Below are 16,912 nucleotides of genomic sequence, written 5' to 3'. Positions count from 1 at the left end.
CAATCCGCCAGGGATGCAGCCAATCGACCTTGCCCGCACGCCGCAGTCAACTGATAGGGGCGACCAGAATCTTCACTCTCCGGCCACGCTGAGCCCTCAGACTAAATTTTTCAGGTCCGACTACATACACCATTTCGTAATGACGGCGGCTTGCAGGCAGGGCGGCGTGCCAGGTGCTCCAACCTTTGCACCTCAAGGCGCCGACAGGTCAGGCAACAAGCGATCGAACTCTCGCTTCACGACCGCGTAGCATTCGCATACTCGTTTTTCCAGGCCCATCCGGTCGAGTACCGCAATATGCCCATGGCTGTAGCGGATCAGGCCCGCGGCCTGGAGCTTTAAGGCGGCCTCGGTCACGCCGGAGCGCCGTACCCCGAGCATGTTGGCAATGAGTTCCTGCGTCATCGTCAATTCGTTGGAGGGCAATCGGTCGATGCTCAGCAGCAGCCATCGGCACAGTTGCTGGTCGATGGAGTGATGGCGGTTGCATACTGCGGTTTGCGCCATCTGGGTAATGAGTGCCTGCGTATAGCGCAGCAACAGGCGCTGCAGAGATCCGCCCCGCACGAACTCCTGCTTCAGGATCGTTGCGCTCAGGCGGTATCCATGCCCGGCGCTTTGCACGATGGCGCGGCTCGGGGTCGTTTCGCCCCCCATGAAAATGGCAATCCCGACCATCCCCTCATTGCCCACGATTGCAATTTCGGCGGAGGCCCCGTCTTCCATCACGTACAGTAGCGAAATGATCGAATCAGTCGGGAAATAGACGTAGCCCTGTTGATCTCCTGACTCGTACACGACATGGGCCAGCGGCAGCGCCACCAGCGTCAGGTGTGGTGCGAGGCGCTCCCAGTCGACGGCCGGCAGCGCAGCGAGAAGGTGATTGGACTTCAGATCGTGCATGACGCTCATGACTGCATCTCACCGCTCAGAACAGGTTGATATCAGTGACATCGTCCTTGCCGAGGGTCTGGAGCCAGACCGCGGGACGGTAGAGGATCACTTGCCTTTCTAAATATAGTTCGGCTGGTCGACTAGGCAAACGTCAGCACAGAGTGCGCCGAAAGACACGCAAACTTCATCGGGTTCCCACTCTCGGATTCCCCCTGCCCGCTCGGGCAATGTGACTGCAATCGAATAAATGCCCCGATCCGTACGCCTGCGGACGGCATTCGTCCGCTCTCCGGCCCATATTCCACAGCAGTGCTTCCTCTTTCAATCATCGTGAAGTCAAGTAAGGAATGACGAGAGTGCTCGGGGCAAATGGTGCCACGGCCCTTATCGCTTCCCGGACGGTGGAATGGTCCCGTCCATGAACCTGAAGCTGAATCTCACCTTCCCGCTGCGCGCATTCGGCGCGCCCGCCGTGCCGTCGCCCTGGGACAGCACAGCGGCCGGTATGAGAGGAATTGTTCGGCATTGGAACGGCTGGAGCAGCACGCGCAAAGCCTCGCCGCAGCACAGGCGGTCACCACGCAGCCGCCACACGTTTTGCCCCTGCACAGCCTGCTTCAGGGACAATGCCGCTGTCCTGCTGGACGCCTATCGGGCAAGCGCTGCCGAGATGGAAAGCGGCGGCGAGGTAGCGCCAGCGGCGGAATGGCTGCTCGACAACTATCACATCATCGAGGAACAGATCCGCGAGATCCGGGACGACCTGTCCCCCCGGCTACTATCGCCAGCTGCCCAAGCTCGCCGAGTGGCCATTTACGGGCTATCCGCGCGTCTTCGGGCTGGCCTGGGCCTTTGTACCTCGATCCAGACATCCTGCGCCGCTTCATCGCCGCCTATCAGCGCGTCCAGCCGCTGACAATCGGCGAATTGTGGGCGGTGGCGATCACGCTGCGCATTGTCCTGGTCGAGAACCTGCGCAGGCTCACCGGGCAAATCACCGCCGGCCGGGTTGGCCGCGCCGATGCGGATGCGCTGGCCGCGCGGCTGCTAGAACAGGGGGCGCCCGCACGGCACTCGAAACGGAAATTGCCGCACGCCCTGCTGCGTCGCTGCCCGAAACGTCCCGCGAGCCGTCGACATCCTGCGGAACATAGAGCCTTTCCCAAGGCACCACGTCATGCTGAGCGCCGACCGGCACCAGCGCACGCGCTTACGCCAGCAGCGCCCGAACACTCGGATTCACCTGCTCGAACTGAGATGATTGGGATCTCCTGTTCCGCGCCGTCGAGGCAAGGTTCAAGCTGGCGGTCGGCAAGCGGCTCACCGCAACGCCCGGGTCGCAGGTGCCTGACGAGAGAGCGAGTGCGTCCAGTCCATCGTGCTGGAGTGCGTGGAAGCACTTGACCAACAGCACACAGCGCTGGCACATGAACGCGGTCGACGCGATTCGCCCGAACCTGAGGTCCGCGATGTGCGAGCCCCTCTGCCGCAGACAATCTCCGAGCTTCTCCGCACCTCGCGCAGCTGACTCTTGGAGATGACGGTCGGGACGCGCGCCCGCTCCCGACTGCTGAACCAGCGTACGTTCACTCGGTCCAGAAGGGCTACATCCGGCGGTAGCGTGACTCGAGCATCGCGAACAGGCCGAAGGCCACGAATCCAAGCGCCACGGCCGTAAGCAGAAACCGCCCCAACGGCTGCGCCAGGATCGCATGCAGCGCGCCGTCCAGCCCCGGCGCCTTCTGCCGGTGGAAGGTCAGCGCCGCATAGCTGAGCAAGCCCCCAACCACGCCCAGTGCCACCCCCTTGGCGATGTACCCGACTTGGCCCAGTCGCGCCACGCCTTTCCGGGCAACTGGGGACATCGACGAAGTGTCAATCTCGTCGTTGAAGGATTTCTTCACGCCCTTGACCACCCCGGCCACGCCGACGCCAATGATGATCAGCCCCGTGACCACGACGATTTCCCGCCCGGCCGGCCACGCCAGCACACCTGAGGTGGTTTGCTGCTGGGACTGCGCGTCCCACGATCCCCAGCCGAGCACGACCGAAGCTGCGCTGACCCCCAGGGCGGCGTAGATCACGGCCTTGGCCCCGCTGGTGACTTGATTGCGGACCCGTTTGGCACCTACGCGGTTGCGATAGCCCCAGATGGCTTCACTGGCCTGCCAGAGCGCGAGCGCCCCCATGCCGACCGCAACCAGCCATAGCAGGATCCTGCCAAAGGGCTGATCAGCCAATGTTCTCAGCGCCCCCGAGACGTCGGCGCGCTTGCCGGCCGGCGGACCCCATGCGATCTGCAGCGCCAGCCAGCCGATCAAGAGGTGCACAACGCCGTAAGCGATCAACCCGACGCGGGCGAGCACCTTCAGCGACGCGCTGTCGCCGGCCTGTTCGGCCTTGCCACCGGAATTTGGTGCCATCGCGGGGCCCGCCTCGTGAGTTGTCAAACGCAACCTGGGATCAATCCAAGAGCGTAGGGACGCGCTGAGTCAAGATAGGCGCCGTACGTCCGACGAAGCGATTTGAAAGTCCGCCGTTGATTCAACCTTAGCTCGGCCCGCAACCTGAGTGCAAGGACTCTTCGTACCCTCGGATTCACGCAGACCGATGCGTCGCCGTCCGGGATCGTTGTAGGAGCGCGTCCGCGTAGCGCTCCACAGGAAAGCGGAAAGTGCCCCGGAAATTGATGTGGCTGACATGGACCGGGCCCATGCGACGCAGCCAGCCATCTTCGATGACCTGGCCTTCCTTACGCAGCCGGTCGACCACGCTTTGCATCTGGGCGGTGTTCCGCGCCAGCAGTGCATGCGATCCCGAGATTACTTTCAGTTCGTCGCGGCGCCGGCCACGCTCGTGTGAGACTTTTCCATAGTAAATCGCGCGCTGAAGATGATGAACAGATTCGCCGCGATTCAACAGCGTGCGGATCTCGCGCCTGAACTCCTCAATCGCGATGTAGTCACACAGGAAAACCGTGCGCAGCAGCCTGCCGAGGTGCTCCACCGCCCGGTGCAGCGGATCGCCCTGGGCCGCCGCGCCGAAGCGCTGCATCGCCAGCGAAGCAGAGACACGTCCAGATCTGATCGATGCCGCCAGCCGTACCAGTTCATCCCAGCCATCGCTCGATGGCGGTGAGCGAGACGCGCCGGACAGTGGCGGGCTCCAGGCCCTCCGGAATCGAGAAGATGCGAGGCAGGTAGAGATTTCGCTCGGCCAGGTCGCGCAAGCGGGGACACAGATCAAATCCCAGCAGCTTGGCGATCGCCATCGCCGGATTCGTGTAGCCATGGGTGTCGACCGCCAGCAGGGACAGCCGGATCCGGTCCTCGGCACGGTTGTGGTGCTCGACACCTTCGAGGGCGACACCGGCCTGCCGTTCGTTGAGCACGATCGGTTGGTCGTAGACGATGCCCCAGCGGTCACGGACGTGCGTATAGATGCCGGCGGCGTAGGTGCGTCGCCGCGGATCGATGCGAGCGTTCCACAGGTGCCTCGAGGCATCGAGCGACATCATGTCGGCTGAGGCCTTGTCGCCGTCGCCCCAAAGCGCGGCAATCGGGATGCGGCTCTGATACTCTGCCACGCGCTCGTTGGCCCGGCGGAGCCGGCCGCTGGCCTCAAGCGCCCTCATGGCGACCGAAATCTAGCCGGGCGCCAGGCCGGGAAACATCGACGCCACACCTTTGGCGTCGACGTCAGATCCATGTGCGAGCAGCGAGCCGTACGGGGCCACCAACTCGCCGATGGAGTCGGCCCGGTGCCCCAGCAGTGCTTCACTGTAGTTGGTGGCTGCATCCAATTCCAGAAGCAGGTCCGGAAACTGCTACCGCCCGCTCGAAGACTTTGCCATGATTTCGCCGATTGGCAGCTTCGACCTGGTCATGGTGGTGGACAAGGCCAGCAAGCTCAAGGCCGTGAGCGAGGCTATTGCCCAGGCGCGCAAGGATCCGGCGGGCTTCAATATTGGCACGGTGGGTGTCGGCAGCACGCAGAACCTCGCTGCGCAACTCTTCGTCGCCATGGCCGGGCTCGAGGCCCAGGTGGTGCCGATCCGATCCAGCGGCGACGTGGTCAGTGCGCTGCGCGGTGGCAACGTGCAGGGTGCCGGCAGTACTGCCGCAGATCCGGTCCGGCAAGCTGCTTCCGCTCGCCGTCTCGGGAAGCAAGCGGTTCGCCAGCCTGCCCGGCCCACCATGAGCGACACTGGTCTCACGAACTACCAAGCCACGTCCTGAAACGGCTTGGCCGCGCCCGCGAAGACTCCGGTCGAGTTTGTGACGCGCCTCAGGTGCAATAGCTTGGGCCGCAATACGGTGTCCCGACCACCACGGAACGCGCAACTTCAGCGAAGCAGCTAGGTCCTTGGCATCAAATGACCCAACGGCTTGCAACTCGGATATGGACTGACATTGCGGCCCAATTCATTGCATCTTCCGTAGTTGTCGCCATTGTCCATAATTTTGTGATCGTGAAATTACCGACTCATCTGCCGAGTTGCCGCATGCCAAGGCCCCTGCCATCTGCGGGGCAATCTGCAAAAATATGCATAAGGGTTTATACTTACGTCCGTCTCCTCCCTTTCGCCTAAGGGTTTCGTGCCCGCCCTTGAAGCGGGCTTTCTTTTGCCTGCTGTCCAAGCCGCTGGTCCTGCTCGAGCGCCAGGCGCTGCCTGGAAGGCAGCGCAGGGTGCATCGCGGTCGCATTCCTGCAAGGAGGCTTCTTGCCAACGCCGGCAGCAGAGCGGTAGGTCACCCTCGCCTATGTGACTGCGCGAGTTTGGGTCATCCAAGCGGCGACGAAGCAAGCCAAAAATCATCAGCGCTTGCTTCCAAAATTGGAAAGCCCGCCAGCGTCACGCAAGCCGCGTGAACTGCCGGACTGATCAGGCATTGTCCGAACTCAAGACTCCCTACAACGAGCACGTGGCTGCTCGTCAGCATCCGCAGTGTCTGCGGAACGGTGCCGATTCTGAAGGCGGTTGTGCATCGTCTCGCAGCGGATCAACATCATTGCCGCGGGTTCCTCATCCGCGCCGGCTATGCCAGCTTCCGCGGCGCTGCGCAGATATACTTGCCGGGAGACGATGGCGACGATCACAATGATGGCGCCGACGTAGAAGGCACGGGCCGCAAATTGAAGGTATCGTGCCATGGAAATCGCACCGGATAGCAGGAGGTGATTTGGTAGCGAGACTACACGAGGATGTCACAAGACGGTGCCACGCTGTTGCAGGATTGACACGACCTCCGTTTCGCCGCGGCGCGGAGAGCGCGTTGTGTGACACCACATTGCGGTGCTGACGAAATTGTCCCCAAAAGCGATCGCGCCCCTCCCGGGCGGCCACTACTGGGCCACGCCCCACGCGCCCTTTCCACTAGACGGTCCGAATGGCCATGACGAGGTCTTCCCTGGCGCCCACTGCGTCAGCGACGGCAAATGGGTGACCTTTTATAAGAACGGTGAAGAAGTATGGGCGTGCAATGCCGTGTATGCCGCCGCCCATTTCGACTTTGCGCCGGTTGCCAGCGCCTGCTCGACTGCCGGCTGAGGTGCGGACGGATCCGGCAGGCCGCTAAGATCCCTTCCCTCTCCAACGTACCATTGCGGGAAGCATGGACCGTGTACGGCAGCACGCCTGCCCGGCCGATCGCGCAGCGACGGCCGCAGGCCTAAACCGCGCAGGTTGTGCGCATCGTGGTCGCGAACTCCGGTTCGGTCCGCCACATTGCACTGGATCCATGTCAGCACGGCCTTGCATAACGCACGTATTTCCCCCTAACCACCCGGGGCCGGCAGTGTGCGAGAGCGCACCGAATCGGCGCCCGCGCAGCGCTAGGCTGCAAGAATCGGGGACATGCCTGCCCAGGCACGGCCCCAGCCACTCCATGCAGGAGGATGTCGTGGATATGCGTCAACGCCGGACCGGTTATCTCGCGCGTGGCGCCCGGCGCCACCCCCTCCCGGGCTTGGCCGCCATGCTCGGCGCCGCCCTGCTGCAGGGCGCCTGCGCCGCCTCGCCGGGGATGTACTTCAATCCCAACGCGAATGTCAGCGCAGTCGGGCCGGATGCGAAGCCGGACATCACGCCCATCACCATGGTCCTGGTGCGCGAGATGCGGGCGAAATCCAAGCCCACCAATGACCGCGTCGAGGAACTCTACGCCAAGGCAAAGCCCTACCTGATCGGCCCCGGCGACATCATCTCAGTGGTGGTCTGGGACCACCCCGAGCTGGTGTTCCCCACGCAGACCTACAGCATCGGCGCGGCATTCGAGATCCCGACATCGACCGGCGGATCGAGCATGCCGGGGTATGTCGTCAGCGCCAATGGCGATATCCAGTTCCCCTATGCCGGCGTGATGAAGGTCGCGGGCAAGACCGCCAACGCGGTGCGCGCCGAAATGGCGCGCGTGCTCTCGCGCGTGGTGCGCAACCCGCAGATGACGGTGCGCGTGCTGGGCTTTCGCAGCCAGCGCGTCTATGTCGACGGGGAGGTCAAGACCCCGGGCATGCTGGCCATCGACGACGCGCCGATGACGCTGGTCGAAGCCCTGAATCGCGCCGGCGGCGTGCTGAACGCGACCGGCGACAACAGCCGCATACGCGTCACCCGCGGCAAGCGCAGCTGGTACGTCAATATCCCGGCGATGCTGGCCAAGGGCACCGACCCGGCGCGAATCCTTCTGCGCTCCGGCGACATCGTGCGGGTCGAGCAGCGCGAGGACAGCAAGGTCTTCGTGACCGGCGAAGTGGTCAAGCCGACTTCGCTGCTGATGCGCAACGGGCGCATGACGCTGAACGAGGCCCTGGGCGATGCCGGCGGCGTGAATCCCACGTCCGCCAACGCCGAACAGATCTACGTGGTCCGAAAGATGGCCAATGATTCGCCAAAGGTCTATCACCTGGATGGCACCTCGCCGGTGGCGCTGGCCATTGCCGAAGGGTTCGAGCTCGAACCGAAGGATGTGGTCTATGTGGACGCGCGCGAGGTGGTGCGATGGAGCCGCGTCATGAGCCTGCTGGTCCAGCCGGTGGTTGGCATTGGCGGCCTGGCCAAGCCCTGAACCATGCTGTAGCCGCTGACCCTGGAACCAACCGACGCCACGATGATCCGCTCGATCCTGGCGGTGTGCCTGGGCAACCGGTGCCGCAGCCCGATGGCCGCCGACCTGCTGCGGCAGGCCTTGCCCGATTGCAGCGTGATTTCCGCAGGGCTGGCGCCGCCGGTGGGCGCCAGCGCCGATCCGCGCGTCATTCGGCTGCTGGCAAAAGAGGGGCTGGACCTGGCGCCACACCTCGCGCGTGAGCTTGATGCCGGCATGGTGGCCGGCGCCGACCTGGTGCTGGTGATGGACACCGAGCCGCGCGAGTGGCTCGAAAGCGTGTATCCGGAAGCGCGCGGCAAGACTCACCGGTTGTGCGAAGCCGAACAGGCGGACATCCCGGACCCCTATGGCTGCTCGCAGGCCATGTTCGTGATCGTGCTGGGACTGATCCGGCAGGGCGTGCAAGCGTGGTCGGCACAGATCCATTCCGAGGCACAGGCAACTCGCTACGGGGAAGCAACATGAGCAACATCAAGAACTTGGGGGACTACGATTCGGACACACCGAATGCGGACGAACCGCCGGTGGACCTGACTTCGTATCTCGACGTGCTGATCCGCTATCGCTGGACCTTCCTCCCGATTGCCGCGGTGGTCATGGCGGCCGGCCTGCTGTACGCCTTCCTCTCCAAGCCGGTTTACCGTGCGGACATCCTGGTGCAGATCGAGGAGCAGAACGGCGCCAGCAACAACAAGCAGGGCGCCAACGTTTCGCCGGTGTACGACGTCAAGCCGGCCCCCTCGGCCGAGATCGAGTTGCTGCGCTCGCGCATGGTGGTGGGCAAGGCCGTGGATAGGCTGCGCCTCGACATCGCCGCGTCGCCACGCTATTTCCCGGTGATTGGCGCGGCCCTTGCCAGCTTCAACCACGAACTGTCGCAACCCGGCCTGTTCGGCAAGGGTGGCTATGCGTGGGGCAGCGAATCGATCACCGTGTCCCGCCTGGACGTGCCGCCAGCCATGGAGCGCCGCCTGATCACCGTAACCGCGCTTGGCAATGGCAAGTACCGGCTCGCGTTTGCCAGCGACGACGCGGTGGCAGAGGGAACAGTCCGCGTGCCGTTGACGGTGGCCACCACCAGCGGCAGCGTCACCATCCAGATCGATCAGATCGATGGCCGACCGGGCGCGATGTTCAACGTCGCGCGCGTGCCGCGCGCCGCGGCCATCTCGGGCTTGCAGGACCAGTTGATCATCTCTGAACGCGGCAAGCAGAGCGGCGTCATCGGGGTGGCGCTGGAAGGCACATCGCCAGATACGACGGCTGCCGTCCTGAATGAGATCGGCAACGCGTATGTCGAGCAGAACCTGCGGCGCAAGGCGGCGGAAGCTGAGAAGTCGCTGACCTTCCTGGAAGCGCAGCTGCCGCAACTCAAGCAACAGGTGGAAACCGCCGAGACGCGCTACAACGCCATGCGCAACCAGCGCGGCACGATCGATCTCAGCGAAGAATCCAAGCTGATCCTGTCGCAGTCCGTAAGCATCCAGGCCAAGCTGCAGGAGTTGCACCAGAAGCGCCAGGAACTGATTACGCGCTTCACCGGAAATCACCCCGCCATCGAAACCATGGACAACCAGATCACCAGCCTGAACGCACAGCTCGGCGGCGTCAGCGGCAAGATCCAGAGGCTGCCGGATGTCGAGCAGAACGTGTTGCGGCTGATGCGGGACGTCAAAGTGAGCGCTGAGCTGTACCAGTCGCTGCTCAATGACGTGCAGCGGCTCAAGCTGGTGCGTGCCAGCAAGGTGGGTACCGCGCGCCTAGTGGATCCTGCCGAGGTGCCGATCCGCCCGGTCAAGCCGAATCGCACACTGATTGCCGCAGCCTCCGTGCTGCTGGGCCTGCTGGCCGGGATCGCCGTGGTGGTGCTGCGGCGCCTGCTGGACGGCGGCGTGGCCGATGCGGATGAGATCGAGCGCGAAACCGGCATGACGGTATACGCGACGGTGCCCTACAGCGCCCAGCAGGAGCGCCTGCGCAGCGGACCGGATGCCGACAAGCTGCTGGCGCGGCGCATGCCGGACGACCCCGCCGTGGAAAGCCTGCGCAGCTTCCGCACGGCGCTGCAGTTCGCCCTGCTCAACAGCGACAGCAACAATGTGGTGATGATTACCGGCCCGGCGCCGGAGGTCGGCAAATCGTTCGTCTGCGCCAACTTCGCAGCCGTGCTGGCCACCGGCAACCGACGGGTGGTGCTGATCGATGCCGACCTGCGGCGCGGCGGCCTCAACCACCATTTCGGCAAGCAGCGTGTGCCAGGTCTGACCGAGTTGCTGACCGGCACGCCGCTGGAGCAGGTGCTGCAGCGCGACGTCGTGCCGGGCCTGGATTTCATCGCCACCGGCTCCGAACCGCCTCTGGCCGCCGACCTGCTGCAGACCCGGGCCATGGAAACGCTGCTGGAAACGCTCAGGAACCGCTACGATGTGGTGCTGCTCGACGCGCCGCCGGTACTGGCTGCGTCCGACGCCTGCGTGCTGGCGACCAAGGCGGGCGCAGTCTTCCTGGTGGCACGCGCGGACGCAAGTACGGCAGCAGAGCTCAAGGCCGCGCGACGGGCGATTGTGCAGGCCGGCAGCGATATCAAGGGTGTCATCTTCAATGGCCTGATAGTGGAAGGCCGCTGGTACCGGGCGCACTATCACTTCGGCAAGTACCGCTACATGAATCAGTATGGCGGTGCGCACCCCAAGCGGGCCTAGCGCAGAGGACAGAAGCTCGGGAAACGAAGGCCGGTGTGATGCCGGCCTTTGATTTTGACTATCCGCGTTTGACTATCCGCGCCGGAATTTCCGCGGTCAGGCGTCAGGACACGCCGGGGAACATGGCATCGCTGTCGGACGCGCGCTCCGGCGCATCCGGCTGTGCAGGCCGTACCGCATCCATGCCGGCAAGCTGCTGTTCGACGTGCCACGCCACATGGTCGCTGAAGGCCTGCCGTCCGCTGGTCAGGAACAGGGCGTGGTCCATGCACGCGTGCCGGTGCACGGCAATATGCGTGAGCCGCGCCAGCGCTTCCAGGTCTTTGCCGAGGCGCTGCTTTGCCTCCTCCCCCCGACGTCCGCGACCCATAGAGAAAGTCCCTACGAACGCCCCAGCCGTCCAGGTCGCGCATGGCGGCGCGCGCGTAGCCGGTGGCCAGGCCGGGTCTTCGCCGCCGCGCAGGCGGGTCGGTGGTGCTGTTGAAGATCGTTAATTCCGCTCTAACGGCAACCACTAATTCTGCAGATGTGGGTGCCAGCCAGGATGGATCGATACGATGAAGCTGAAAGATGTCCCTTGTCTGCAGCGGCTCTCGAGCGCTTTCAATGCTGAGCCCCTGTCGCGCAAATCGTGGTGTGAACACTCGTCACGAGAAGACCCATATCTGTGCCATCTTTCGCATGGCCATGCGCATCGCCCTAGCGAACCGTTACACGACCCCGTCTACCCTCCCCGGCCGACAATAGAGATTCGTCGACACCACTGCGGCGTAGTGACCTTGCTCACGTTAGTCGACTTAGCGGTCCGCCCCGATGCATTAGCTACAATGGCTTGATGTTGGCCGCCTGCTTGCCCTTGGGGCCGACCTTCACGTCGAAACTGACCTTCTGGTTTTCCTGCAAGGACTTGAAGCCGTCCGCACGAACTTCCGAGAAATGCGCGAACAGATCCTCGCCGCCGTCATCCGGCTTGATGAAGCCAAAACCTTTCGAATCGTTGAACCACTTAACAATACCCGTTGCCATTTTGAATTCCTGATCCTTCACCAAGACACCGCACGATCCTCTTCGTGCAGGGTGTCACTCACACCGGGCAGGTCTCCTCATCGTCGACGCCGCGCCGCCAGTATTGCAACGTGGTAATTTAAGCAGAAACTTAAACATTGCAGGTGCGTGTTTCTCTCGGTGTTTACCCGGCCGCCGCCGGACGGACATTTGGTTTGCGCGACGTTACCGATTCGTTCTCGACTGCGGGGGAGATCCGCGCAGGTCGACACGCAATGAACAAATTGGTCAGCGCTGCGTGGATGCCGCTACTTAGAGAGGAGTCGGTAGCAAAAGCGGATGGGTCAGGCGGGCTGGATGTCGAAATTCTCCACGGCATAAAGCGCAGTGCACGACCAGATTTCGTTGCCATTCCTTTAGAAGACCACACGTTTGCCATCGCTGACATCAGCTTCTCTGCCACATTCGAGCGCGCTACACGGAGAACTTCGCAGACCCGCTTCACAGGGTGGCCCCCCGGCAATGATGAGCGCGCAATCCATTTTCGCGACTTCATCACCTCCACTGCCTCGCGCAGAATCTCGTTCTCCATGGTCTTCTTGTCCAGCAGGCGTTGCAGCTCACGAACTCGCTTGAGCGCATCGCTCAACTCGGAAGCTGGCACACATCCTTCCCAGCACTGACCGCAGACAGGCTGGTCCTGGTACTACATCGTCTTCTCCGGCGAGGCCCAGGCACAGGCTCGCGCGCAACGAGACTTGGCGGTGTATTTTGGCATCGCTGCCGTTGTCATCTGCCTGCTTGTCTACCTCGCGCTGCGCAGGTGGCGCGGCCTGTTGCTGGTCTTGACCAAGCTCCCTTTCGCGCTGGTCGGCGGGGCGCTCACTGTCTTTGCGACGGGCGGCTTGCTCTGGGTTCCATGGTGGGCTTCGTCACGCTGTTCGGCATCACGCTACGCAACTCCATCATGCTTATTTCGCACTACCAGCACCTGGTCAACGTGGAAGGCCATTCGTGGAGTCTGGACACCGCAACGTTGGGCGCGAAGGAGCGGCTGGCGCCCATTCTGATGACAGCGCTCGTTACCGGGCTGGGTCTGTTGCCACTGGCGCTACAGGCCGGCGAGCCAGGCAACGAGGTGGAAGGTCCGATCGCGATTGTGATTCTGGGCGGCCTCTTCACCTCGACCGTGCTGAACCTGCTGATATTGCCGACCCTGGCGCTTCGCTTCGGTAGATTTGACCGCAACGCAGGCGAGGAAGTAGGCCATTGATTCCGGCAGGCCCGCTCCTTTTTGGATATCATTCCAACGGAAGTGCAGATTAGTTATCGAGATAACGGTGTACATGACCGTGGCCACAGCGATGTCCAACGCGTCAACCTCGTCGCTCGCGTTCCGTTACAGGTGGTAACTCCTGTATCAATCCGGCGCGCTGGGTCAGCGTTCGCCTCCGACGTGTCCGAGCCTTTCCCGCTCTTGCCTCATCAACACGACGATGCGCCATGGAACAATCCTACCTGCATTTTCTTCAGGTGTTGAACGGGCACCCGGTGTGGACGGAAGTCGTCGTGTTCCTCGCCGCCTTCTTGGAGTCCGTCGCGTTTATCGGCACATTCATACCGGGCAGCACGGCCATGTTTCTTGCCGGAGCACTCATCGGCGCCGGTTCGCTCGATGTGTGGGTGACGCTTCTCTGGGCGGTATCGGGTGCTGTCGCCGGCGACGGGATGAGCTACTGGGTCGGACGCCGCTACAAGGCAGAGCTTGTCACGCTATGGCCGTTTAGTCGACATCGCGAGGTCCTGGAAAAGGGCAAGGCGTTCTTCGCAAAACAAGGTGGCAAGAGCATCCTGCTTGCGCGTTTTCTCGGGCCGGTGCGGGCGATTGTTCCAGTCGTTGCAGGGATGCTCGGGATGACGCCCTTGCGCTTTTACGCCATCAATGTGTTATCGGCTCTCGCATGGGCGCCCGCGCATATTATTCCTGGAATTGTGTTTGGCGCCTCTCTGCAGTTGGCCGGTGCGGTGACATTCCGGCTTTCCATCCTGCTAGCGTTGTTCGTTGCCGTCGTGTGGGGCGTCGTGCGACTCGTTCGGTTGGTGGTCTCCGGAGGCGCGCGATGGAGCGACGCTGTCGGCTCAGGACTGACGAAATGGGCGGCGCAGACAGACAACCGAGCGAGCCGGCTCGTTCTTCGGATACTTGTCCCGGAACACCCAGAATTGGGCGCATTGGCGTTGGCTGCCGGGGTTCTCTTGGCCGCTGGCTGGGTGTTCTTTGGCGTGCTGGAAGATGTCATCGCAAAAGACTCGCTGGTTCAGCTCGACGCCAGCGTGTACCACTTTCTGCAAGGACTGCGCACACCATGGGGCAATGCCGTCATGGTGGCCGTCGCGACGGTGGGCAGCGTCACGACGCTGATTGCAGTGGTCCTCGCCGTCACCGGGTGGTTGTGCTGGCAAAGACGATGGCGCGCCGTTGGTTACTGGCTCGCTACGACCTGCTTCTCTCAGTTGCTGATTGTTGCAATCGGAATAGCGATTCGTCAGCGTCCACCTGCCGGAGCTGGCTCGAGCGCTGTCGCGTTCCCGAGCGAACACGTCACATCGAGCGCAGTGGTCTTCGGCTTCCTCGCCTTCTTACTGGCGAGACAGCTCCGCTACCGGGCTAGTCTCGTCGTTACAAGCACGGCGGCAATCCTCGTCGTGCTAGTTGGGTTCGCGGGTCTCTATCTTGGACAATATTGGCTGTCTGACGCGTTGGGCGGCGTCGCGCTCGGACTGGCCTGGGTGGCTCTTGTCGCCCTCGCGTATGCGCACCACTCCGTTCCCGACCTGCGCATCGGTGCCGTGTTGCCACTGCTGGTGGTTGTGCTCGCGGTCTCTGTCGGGGCCCAATGGCGACGAAAGCCGCAGCCAGAAGACGTACAGGCGGCGCCGCAGACGCAGGCCTTCACTGTGACAAAGGAGCAGTGGCAAAAGTCGGTTTGCCGCCGACTGCCAGCATATCGCGCCGATATGGAGGGCGACCAACAGGAGGCATTCACCATCCAATGGGCAGCACGGCCCGATGAAATTGAAAGGAGATTGAGCGATGCGGGTTGGAAGCTGCCCACGCCACGCTCGGCGAAAAGCCTCTTATTGCTGATTTCGCCCAACACTCCGGTTATGCAGCTCCCAGTACTGCCGAAACTGAGCAATGGGGTCGCGCCCGCGATGGAGTTCGTTCATGCCGCCGACCACCCCGATGCTCGCCTCGTGGTGCGGTTGTGGCACACGGAGTACCTCATTGGAGCCGAGCCCAAGGCGTCAGCGGCGCCGCTGTGGATTGGCTCCGTGACACGTGAGCACCTGTCCAAAACAGTCCCCCTTGTCAATATAGTACGCACTGACCTGCCCGCATCGCCGCGCAAGGAGTCGCTCACACACTTGCTCACCCAACAAGGGCAAAGCGCCTTCGGCTCGGCTAACGCAGGCGACTGCCCAGCACTGCTACTTTCTGCCACCGTATCGCGTTGAGACAGATTGGCATCTGTAGCTGGACGGACTGCTGGCACTAATCATGTGGCTCGAATCCCCGGCTGAGATTGCAGCCAGCGCCACCTGTATTGCCTGTATTGCCTGTTCGATTTGGCAATGCCGACGGAAGCTGGCTGATGGACGCTGCCGCCCGAGACGTATGGCATACACTTTCTTGGCAGCGCCACTGGACAATTTGGCGCACCGCCATGAGATGGCACGTCAACGTTACTAATGTTGAGGAAATATGGCTAGGCGACATAAGGAACAGCATCGTCTTGAAACCATTGGGTGGTTGCGCGCTGCGGTGCTCGGAGCCAATGATGGGATCGTATCGACTGCAAGCCTCGTTATCGGCGTGGCATCAGCACACACCGCTCATGGAAGCATTGTGCTCACGGCCGTAGCCGGGTTGGTAGCTGGGGCCATGTCGATGGCGACAGGGGAATACGTATCTGTTTCTTCGCAGGCAGATACTGAAGAGGCGGCTTTGGTTGAGGAGCAGGCCGAACTCAATGCCGATTTTCCACGCGAGCAGCGAGAATTGACTGCAATCTATGTGCGTCGTGGTTTGGATTTTCCGCTTGCTAAGCAGGTTGCCGAAAAGCTGATGGCCCACGACGCGCTTGGCACTCATGCACGCGATGAGCTAGGCATTTCGACTACGACCTCCGCCCAGCCTTTGCAAGCAGCGCTGGCTTCTGCCTGCAGCTTTTCTGTGGGCGCCGCGCTGCCGGCCGCCGTTGCCGCACTTGCTCCCGAATCAGCGGTGATTCCAGCCATAGTCATTTCAGCCTTGGCATCACTTGCCTTCTTGGGCGGTCTAGCCGCAAAAACGGGCGGCGCAAAAGTCGGCCCAGGCGTTATCCGCGTGGTCTTCTGGAGTGCTTTGGCGATGGGCGTGTCGTCAGGTGTTGGCACGTTGTTTGGTGCGGTGGCCTGAAAGTAACTTCCCCGCGCCTTCGCGAGCGCCGGGCTGTGGCCGATAAAGCGCGAAACGTGTTCTGCCACACCAATCTTCTGCCGCGCGTCATCAGAGCATTGAAAGCATACGTTCGCGGTCTTGTTCCCTCAATCGGGAAACTGCCAGGGGCTTCGGCACGCATCTTGCCGATGCCAAAAAGGTGACGCGATACGTTCCAGGATAAGCGGACGCACGACCACGCTCAGATTACACCTTCATCTTAACGGGCCGCGAAAATCTGCCGACAAGGCGCAGTCTGGCATCGACGCTCCCCTGAGATAACTGCAGGCGACCGGCTTGCGATTACCCACAAATATTTGGTCGATTGCCTCTGTTAACCAGAGAGCCATTCTGTTAACGTTGTTGCGTGTACATTCGACAACAACGAGAGATGGCGAGNATGGGGCCATGGAGTTGAAAACCAATGCGTGGCTGGATGAAGAGACTAGACGAAGTCAGTTCCGCGACGAGCGATTGGGAAAGAGATTCCGGTTGGTTCTTGAACGTTTGTGGTCCTGTATGGGACAAAGCATTCCGATGGCCTTTCAGGACTGGTGCAACACGAAGGCAGCCTATAGGTTCTTCTCCAATCCCAAGTAAAGTGGACCCCTCGGTCAAGACAGATTTCAACCGAGTTTAAGCTGCATCCATTTCTTCACATGCAGCGGAACAGCGCTGCCCTGATTTTGCGCGGGGAGAATCCCCTGCGCAGCGTAGCG

Annotated in this window: 13 protein-coding genes and 3 pseudogenes; 9 read left to right on the top strand and 7 right to left on the bottom strand. The window is 62.3% G+C overall.

Features of this window, described 5'->3' with window-relative positions; all coding sequences use genetic code 11:
• Window positions 1-192 precede the first annotated feature (192 nt).
• Window positions 193-912: a Crp/Fnr family transcriptional regulator gene (locus DN412_RS39680; protein ID WP_115216535.1), complete on the bottom strand. Its 720-nt coding sequence runs from the start codon at window positions 910-912 to the stop codon at window positions 193-195.
• Between the two features lie 400 nt (window positions 913-1,312).
• On the opposite strand from DN412_RS39680, the gene DN412_RS39675 reads away from it, so the two are divergent.
• On the top strand, window positions 1,313-1,810 hold the full coding sequence (locus tag DN412_RS39675) for a hypothetical protein (RefSeq protein WP_244223051.1): 498 nt from the start codon (window positions 1,313-1,315) through the stop codon (window positions 1,808-1,810).
• Window positions 1,811-2,498: 688 nt separating this feature from the next.
• Here the strand turns inward: DN412_RS39675 and DN412_RS39670 are convergent.
• Both DN412_RS39670 and DN412_RS45205 read right to left on the bottom strand, forming a co-directional pair.
• Window positions 2,499-3,317 (bottom strand): DUF1206 domain-containing protein, encoded by an 819-nt coding sequence (locus DN412_RS39670; protein ID WP_115216534.1) that lies wholly within the window; start codon window positions 3,315-3,317, stop codon window positions 2,499-2,501.
• A gap of 175 nt (window positions 3,318-3,492) precedes the next feature.
• Window positions 3,493-4,720: pseudogene (locus DN412_RS45205) on the bottom strand (transposase); the annotation flags it as partial.
• Between DN412_RS45205 and DN412_RS39655 the strand changes: the two are divergent.
• Window positions 4,683-5,132: a tripartite tricarboxylate transporter substrate-binding protein gene (locus DN412_RS39655; protein ID WP_425267486.1), complete on the top strand. Its 450-nt coding sequence runs from the start codon at window positions 4,683-4,685 to the stop codon at window positions 5,130-5,132. The pseudogene DN412_RS45205 and the gene DN412_RS39655 overlap by 38 nt on opposite strands.
• A 664-nt stretch (window positions 5,133-5,796) precedes the next feature.
• Here the strand turns inward: DN412_RS39655 and DN412_RS39650 are convergent.
• Window positions 5,797-6,048, bottom strand: a complete 252-nt coding sequence (locus DN412_RS39650) for a hypothetical protein (protein WP_115216530.1) — start codon at window positions 6,046-6,048, stop codon at window positions 5,797-5,799.
• An 824-nt stretch (window positions 6,049-6,872) separates the two neighbouring features.
• Here DN412_RS39650 and DN412_RS39640 point away from each other — a divergent pair.
• Genes DN412_RS39640 through DN412_RS39630 form a run of 3 tightly spaced genes read left to right on the top strand, consistent with a single transcriptional unit; the run spans window position 6,873 to window position 10,705 of the window.
• A complete protein-coding gene (locus DN412_RS39640; protein WP_115216529.1) occupies window positions 6,873-7,961 on the top strand; it encodes a polysaccharide biosynthesis/export family protein in 1,089 nt (362 codons plus the stop codon).
• 42 nt (window positions 7,962-8,003) lie between these two features.
• Window positions 8,004-8,468, top strand: a complete 465-nt coding sequence (locus tag DN412_RS39635; protein WP_115216528.1) for a low molecular weight protein-tyrosine-phosphatase — start codon at window positions 8,004-8,006, stop codon at window positions 8,466-8,468.
• Window positions 8,465-10,705 carry a polysaccharide biosynthesis tyrosine autokinase gene (locus DN412_RS39630; protein WP_115216527.1) on the top strand — a complete coding sequence of 747 codons (2,241 nt, stop codon included), beginning with the start codon at window positions 8,465-8,467 and terminating at the stop codon, window positions 10,703-10,705. The genes DN412_RS39635 and DN412_RS39630 overlap by 4 nt, the downstream gene beginning before the upstream one ends.
• Before the next feature lie 103 nt (window positions 10,706-10,808).
• Here DN412_RS39630 and DN412_RS39625 read toward each other — a convergent pair whose 3' ends face one another.
• From DN412_RS39625 to DN412_RS45200, 3 genes and pseudogenes are all read right to left on the bottom strand, one after another.
• The gene (locus DN412_RS39625) at window positions 10,809-11,075 is read right to left on the bottom strand and encodes a hypothetical protein (protein ID WP_115216526.1); all 267 of its coding nucleotides are present in this window, start codon (window positions 11,073-11,075) and stop codon (window positions 10,809-10,811) included.
• A gap of 452 nt (window positions 11,076-11,527) precedes the next feature.
• On the bottom strand, window positions 11,528-11,731 hold the full coding sequence (locus DN412_RS39620) for a cold-shock protein (RefSeq protein WP_115216525.1): 204 nt from the start codon (window positions 11,729-11,731) through the stop codon (window positions 11,528-11,530).
• 430 nt (window positions 11,732-12,161) lie between these two features.
• Window positions 12,162-12,406: pseudogene (locus DN412_RS45200) on the bottom strand (IS3 family transposase); the annotation flags it as partial.
• Between the two features lie 11 nt (window positions 12,407-12,417).
• On the opposite strand from DN412_RS45200, the pseudogene DN412_RS39610 reads away from it, so the two are divergent.
• From DN412_RS39610 to DN412_RS39595, 4 genes and pseudogenes are all read left to right on the top strand, one after another.
• Window positions 12,418-12,983, top strand: a pseudogene (locus DN412_RS39610) (efflux RND transporter permease subunit); the annotation flags it as partial.
• A gap of 230 nt (window positions 12,984-13,213) precedes the next feature.
• Complete coding sequence (locus tag DN412_RS39605; RefSeq protein WP_115216524.1) at window positions 13,214-15,229, top strand: bifunctional DedA family/phosphatase PAP2 family protein; 2,016 nt, start codon at window positions 13,214-13,216, stop codon at window positions 15,227-15,229.
• A 247-nt stretch (window positions 15,230-15,476) separates the two neighbouring features.
• A complete protein-coding gene (locus tag DN412_RS39600) occupies window positions 15,477-16,172 on the top strand; it encodes a VIT1/CCC1 transporter family protein (protein ID WP_115216523.1) in 696 nt (231 codons plus the stop codon).
• 429 nt (window positions 16,173-16,601) lie between these two features.
• Window positions 16,602-16,793, top strand: a complete 192-nt coding sequence (locus tag DN412_RS39595; RefSeq protein ID WP_115216522.1) for an IS4/Tn5 family transposase DNA-binding protein — start codon at window positions 16,602-16,604, stop codon at window positions 16,791-16,793.
• Window positions 16,794-16,912: the final 119 nt, after the last annotated feature.

The sequence above is a fragment of the Cupriavidus lacunae genome, from assembly GCF_003353055.1.
Lineage (GTDB): Bacteria > Pseudomonadota > Gammaproteobacteria > Burkholderiales > Burkholderiaceae > Cupriavidus > Cupriavidus lacunae.
This window is presented reverse-complemented; position numbering and strand designations above follow the sequence as displayed.

Bases quoted from the DNA above. Each gene is read 5' to 3' on its own strand.
- DN412_RS39620 (WP_115216525.1), bottom strand. From the start codon at position 11,731: ATGGCAACGGGTATTGTTAAGTGGTTCAACGATTCGAAAGGTTTTGGC.
- DN412_RS39605 (WP_115216524.1), top strand. From the start codon at position 13,214: ATGGAACAATCCTACCTGCATTTTCTTCAGGTGTTGAACGGGCACCCG.
- DN412_RS39675 (WP_244223051.1), top strand. From the start codon at position 1,313: ATGAACCTGAAGCTGAATCTCACCTTCCCGCTGCGCGCATTCGGCGCG.
- DN412_RS39595 (WP_115216522.1), top strand. From the start codon at position 16,602: ATGGAGTTGAAAACCAATGCGTGGCTGGATGAAGAGACTAGACGAAGT.
- DN412_RS39640 (WP_115216529.1), top strand. From the start codon at position 6,873: ATGCTCGGCGCCGCCCTGCTGCAGGGCGCCTGCGCCGCCTCGCCGGGG.
- DN412_RS39635 (WP_115216528.1), top strand. From the start codon at position 8,004: ATGATCCGCTCGATCCTGGCGGTGTGCCTGGGCAACCGGTGCCGCAGC.
- DN412_RS39630 (WP_115216527.1), top strand. From the start codon at position 8,465: ATGAGCAACATCAAGAACTTGGGGGACTACGATTCGGACACACCGAAT.
- DN412_RS39680 (WP_115216535.1), bottom strand. From the start codon at position 912: ATGAGCGTCATGCACGATCTGAAGTCCAATCACCTTCTCGCTGCGCTG.
- DN412_RS39670 (WP_115216534.1), bottom strand. From the start codon at position 3,317: ATGGCACCAAATTCCGGTGGCAAGGCCGAACAGGCCGGCGACAGCGCG.
- DN412_RS39600 (WP_115216523.1), top strand. From the start codon at position 15,477: ATGGCTAGGCGACATAAGGAACAGCATCGTCTTGAAACCATTGGGTGG.
- DN412_RS39650 (WP_115216530.1), bottom strand. From the start codon at position 6,048: ATGGCACGATACCTTCAATTTGCGGCCCGTGCCTTCTACGTCGGCGCC.
- DN412_RS39625 (WP_115216526.1), bottom strand. From the start codon at position 11,075: ATGGGTCGCGGACGTCGGGGGGAGGAGGCAAAGCAGCGCCTCGGCAAA.